The following is a 5655-nucleotide window of genomic DNA, read 5'->3' on the forward strand; positions in this document are numbered from 1 at the left end:
TAATATTTAGTTTTCCCTTACAAAACGGCATAAAAAAAACCCTTACTATAATAGTAAGGGTTTTACAAATACTGACATTATCGTCAGTACAAAAAAGGCGGCGACCTACTCTTCCACGATTGTAGTACCATCGGCGCAAACGGGCTTAACTTCTCTGTTCGGAATGGTAAGAGGTGAGCCCCGTCGCTATAACCACCTTAAATCTTTGATTACGAATACATTCGTAATACTAATATCTTAACATATTGAAAAAGAATCATGAAGTAAATTTTTATGTACTCTATAAAAAAACAGGCGTACAATAAGCCTATGGGTTATTAGTACTACTCGGCTATGACATTACTGCCTTTACACCTGTAGCCTATCAACGTGGTAATCTCCCACGACCCTTTAAAGAAATCTCATCTTGTGATGGGTTTCGCGCTTATATGCTTTCAGCGCTTATCCCTTCCAAACGTAGCTACCCAGCAATGCTCCTGGCGGAACAACTGGTACACCAGAGGTTTGTCCAACTCGGTCCTCTCGTACTAGAGTCAGATTCACTCAAATTTCTAACGCCCACAGTAGATAGAGACCGAACTGTCTCACGACGTTCTGAACCCAGCTCGCGTGCCACTTTAATGGGCGAACAGCCCAACCCTTGGGACCTTCTCCAGCCCCAGGATGTGACGAGCCGACATCGAGGTGCCAAACCCCCCCGTCGATGTGAGCTCTTGGGGGAGATCAGCCTGTTATCCCCGGAGTACCTTTTATCCTTTGAGCGATGGCCCTTCCATACGGAACCACCGGATCACTATGCTCTACTTTCGTACCTGATCGACCTGTATGTCTCTCAGTCAAGCTCCCTTATGCCATTGCACTCTACGCACGGTTACCAAGCGTGCTGAGGGAACCTTTAGAAGCCTCCGTTACTCTTTTGGAGGCGACCACCCCAGTCAAACTACCCACCAAGCACTGTCCTTTCAGTGAAAGTTAGACTCTAGATAAGCAAAGGGTGGTATTTCAACAATGACTCCACAACGCCTGGCGACGCCGCTTCAAAGTCTCCCACCTATCCTACACATTACTTATCCAAAGCCAATACTAAGCTATAGTAAAGGTTCACGGGGTCTTTTCGTCCCACTGCGGGTAATCGGCATCTTCACCGATACTACAATTTCACCGAGCTCATGGCTGAGACAGTGTCCAGATCGTTGCACCATTCGTGCAGGTCGGAACTTACCCGACAAGGAATTTCGCTACCTTAGGACCGTTATAGTTACGGCCGCCGTTTACTGGGGCTTCATTTTATTGCTTCGCCGAAGCTAACAACTCCACTTAACCTTCCAGCACCGGGCAGGTGTCAGGCCATATACATCATCTTTCGATTTAGCATAGCCCTGTGTTTTTGATAAACAGTCGCCTGGACCTCTTCACTGCGGCCCATCCGAAGATGGGCGACGCTTCTCCCGAAGTTACGCGTCGATTTTGCCTAGTTCCTTAGCCATGAATCTCTCGAGCTCCTTAGAATTCTCATCCCAACTACCTGTGTCGGTTTAGGGTACGGGCTGCTTCACTCGCTTTTCTTGGAAGTCGCTTCTCTGGATTATCACCTTGGCCGTAGCCTTAGTGTACTATCGCCGTGTTACCACTGGCTTCAACGTGCTATTCCGTCAGCACGCACCAAATATACGCCTCCGTCACTTTTAGCGTGAGCAGGTACAGGAATATTAACCTGTTGTCCATCCACTACCCCTTTCGGGTTCGCGTTAGGCCCCGACTAACCCTCAGCTGATTAGCATAGCTGAGGAAACCTTAGTCTTTCGGAGTGCGGGTTTCTCGCCCGCATTATCGTTACTTATGCCTACATTTTCTTTTGTAGCTTCTCCAGCAAAGCTCACGCTTCACCTTCGACGACACTACAATGCTCCCCTACCACTTGTATAAATACAAATCCATAGCTTCGGTAGTATGTTTATGCCCGATTATTATCCATGCCGAACCGCTCGACTAGTGAGCTGTTACGCACTCTTTAAATGAATGGCTGCTTCCAAGCCAACATCCTAGCTGTCTAAGCAGTTCAACCTCGTTTATTCAACTTAACATACATTTTGGGACCTTAGCTGATGGTCTGGGTTCTTTCCCTTTCGGACATGGACCTTAGCACCCATGCCCTCACTGCTGATCATCATTTTATAGCATTCGGAGTTTGTCAGGAATTGGTAGGCGGTGAAGCCCCCGCATCCAATCAGTAGCTCTACCTCTATAAAACTAAATCAACGCTGCACCTAAATGCATTTCGGGGAGTACGAGCTATTTCCGAGTTTGATTGGCCTTTCACCCCTACCCACAGGTCATCCCAAGACTTTTCAACGTCAACGGGTTCGGGCCTCCACTGTGTGTTACCACAGCTTCACCCTGCCCATGGGTAGATCACACGGTTTCGCGTCTACCGCCACTAACTAGTTCGCCCTATTCAGACTCGCTTTCGCTACGGATCCGCACCTGAAGTGCTTAACCTTGCTAGAAACGGTAACTCGTAGGCTCATTATGCAAAAGGCACGCCGTCACCCCAAAGGGCTCCGACCGCTTGTAAGCGTATGGTTTCAGGTTCTATTTCACTCCTTTATTCAAGGTTCTTTTCACCTTTCCCTCACGGTACTAGTTCACTATCGGTCTCTCAGGAGTATTTAGCCTTAGCGGATGGTCCCGCCAAATTCATACAGGATTACACGTGTCCCGCACTACTCAGGATACTGCTATGGTTAATGATCTTTACTTATACGGGACTATCACCCTCTCTGGTTCCTCTTTCCAAAGGATTCTAATTCATTACACAACCAATATCGCAGTCCTACAACCCCAGTATTGCCGTAACAACACTGGTTTGGGCTATTCCGCGTTCGCTCGCCACTACTAGCGGAATCACTTTTGTTTTCTTCTCCTCCGGGTACTTAGATGTTTCAGTTCTCCGGGTTCGCCTCCTTACGGATAACATGTCTTCAACATGCTGGGTTGCCCCATTCGGATATCTGCGGATCAATTCGTATGTGCCAATCCCCGCAGCTTTTCGCAGCTTATCACGTCCTTCATCGCCTCTGAGAGCCTAGGCATTCCCCATACGCTCTTATTTAGCTTATTGTACTTTTTGCTTTTTAAATGAGTTACATTTTATTATTGCTAGCTCGCAATAACTAATTTACTTTTATTAAATATATTCTATCTAATTGTTATTCTTACTTTTTAAAAAAAAAAATAAGAATTTCATGTATCTTTTTCAATATGTCAATGAACTTGTGGCAAATCGCCACTGATAAATTATCAGTATGCAAAAGCCGTAGTGGAGAATATCGGAGTCGAACCGATGACCTCCTGCGTGCAAGGCAGGCGCTCTAGCCAGCTGAGCTAATCCCCCATATACTAGTCGTTAGTATATAGTAGTTAGTAGTTAGTACATAACTACTACTCAAACTTCTAGAATTTCCTTTATTTAAACTTCAAAAAAAATTAGTAGTCTCAGGCAGACTCGAACTGCCGACCTCTACATTATCAGTGTAGCGCTCTAACCAGCTGAGCTATGAGACTCTACTTTTTTCTTAGTTATAATATAATTAACAGCGTTGAGAATAAACTATCTCTTTCCTTACTTATTTACCTCTAGTCGTCTTTCTCTAGAAAGGAGGTGTTCCAGCCGCACCTTCCGGTACGGCTACCTTGTTACGACTTAGCCCTAGTTACCGATTTTACCCTAGGCCGCTCCTTGCGGTGACGGACTTCAGGCACTCCCAGCTTCCATGGCTTGACGGGCGGTGTGTACAAGGCCCGGGAACGTATTCACCGGATCATGGCTGATATCCGATTACTAGCGATTCCAGCTTCACGGAGTCGAGTTGCAGACTCCGATCCGAACTGTGATAGGTTTTATAGATTCGCTCCTGCTCGCGCAGTGGCTGCTCTCTGTACCTACCATTGTAGCACGTGTGTAGCCCAGGACGTAAGGGCCGTGATGATTTGACGTCATCCCCACCTTCCTCACGGTTTGCACCGGCAGTCTTGTTAGAGTTCCCGACATTACTCGATGGCAACTAACAACAGGGGTTGCGCTCGTTATAGGACTTAACCTGACACCTCACGGCACGAGCTGACGACAACCATGCAGCACCTTGTAAGTGGTCCGAAGAAATAACTATCTCTAGCTAATGCAACTTACATTTAAGCCCTGGTAAGGTTCCTCGCGTATCATCGAATTAAACCACATGCTCCACCGCTTGTGCGGGCCCCCGTCAATTCCTTTGAGTTTCATTCTTGCGAACGTACTCCCCAGGTGGGTCACTTATCACTTTCGCTTAGCCACTCAAACCGAAGTCCGAACAGCTAGTGACCATCGTTTACGGCGTGGACTACCAGGGTATCTAATCCTGTTCGCTCCCCACGCTTTCGTCCATCAGTGTCAGTTGATTATTAGTAATCTGCCTTCGCAATTGGTATTCTATGTAATATCTATGCATTTCACCGCTACACTACATATTCTAACTACTTCATAATAACTCAAGATAACCAGTATCAAAGGCAATTCTACAGTTGAGCTGCAGGATTTCACCTCTGACTTAATTATCCACCTACGGACCCTTTAAACCCAATGATTCCGGATAACGCTTGGATCCTCCGTATTACCGCGGCTGCTGGCACGGAGTTAGCCGATCCTTATTCTTACAGTACCGTCAAGCTCGGACACGTCCGAGTGTTTCTTCCTGTATAAAAGCAGTTTACAACCCATAGGGCAGTCTTCCTGCACGCGGCATGGCTGGATCAGAGTTGCCTCCATTGTCCAATATTCCTCACTGCTGCCTCCCGTAGGAGTCTGGTCCGTGTCTCAGTACCAGTGTGGGGGATCCCCCTCTCAGGGCCCCTACCTATCGTTGCCATGGTGTGCCGTTACCACACCATCTAGCTAATAGGACGCATAGCCATCTTTTACCAATAAATCTTTAATGTATAAACTATGCAACTTATACATACTATGGAGTATTAGTCAGAATTTCTCCTGGTTATTCTCCAGTAAAAGGTAGGTTCTATACGCGTTACTCACCCGTGCGCCGGTCGTCAGCAGAGTGCAAGCACTCTCTGTTACCCCTCGACTTGCATGTGTTAGGCCTGCCGCTAGCGTTCATCCTGAGCCAGGATCAAACTCTTCATCGTTAAATTTTAAGTCTTACGACTATTTCTTAACAACCAAAGGAAATTAATTTTGTACTCAAAATGGTTTATTCTCTGTAATGAACTAAATCGTTTCCAATTTAATTCTTACGCTGTCAATCAATATGTTTAATGAACTTTTTTCTTCTTTACTTAAAGATTTTCCTCCTTAAGCGGGTGCAAATATAAAACCCTTTTTTTATTCCCACAATGCTTTTTGATTTTTTTTTGAAATTATTTTCTCAACTCCAACAATACTCATAAAACACCCCTAGAACGTACTCAAACCGTTGCCGATTTTTGCGGCTGCAAACATACAACTCTATTCCTTTTTACCAAACCTTTTCCTAACTCTTTTTTATAAAATATAAAACACAACACCACAACACCTAATAACCAAACATTTATCACATGAAAAAATCCCATACCAATCCAAATCGAATACTCAAATCCCGATGAATACTATTGGGGGAAGTGTAA

2 tRNA genes and 3 rRNA genes are annotated in these 5655 nt (G+C 45.5%); all 5 read right to left on the reverse strand.

The features are described from left to right. Positions 1-92: 92 nt before the first annotated feature. Positions 93-200 (reverse strand): 5S ribosomal RNA (rrf, locus tag HB672_RS14585). A 97-nt stretch (positions 201-297) separates the two neighbouring features. After that, a 23S ribosomal RNA gene (locus HB672_RS14590) occupies positions 298-3121 on the reverse strand. 199 nt (positions 3122-3320) lie between these two features. Continuing rightward, a tRNA-Ala gene (locus HB672_RS14595) sits at positions 3321-3394 on the reverse strand. Positions 3395-3490: 96 nt separating this feature from the next. Then, positions 3491-3564: transfer RNA gene (locus tag HB672_RS14600), tRNA-Ile, on the reverse strand. 90 nt (positions 3565-3654) lie between these two features. Beyond that, a 16S ribosomal RNA gene (locus HB672_RS14605) occupies positions 3655-5178 on the reverse strand. The 16S, 23S and 5S rRNA genes sit together here with 2 tRNA genes alongside, the layout of an rRNA operon. Between the last annotated feature and the right edge of the window lie 477 nt (positions 5179-5655).

The organism is Gaetbulibacter sp. S0825 (assembly GCF_011777505.1).
GTDB lineage: Bacteria > Bacteroidota > Bacteroidia > Flavobacteriales > Flavobacteriaceae > Pontimicrobium.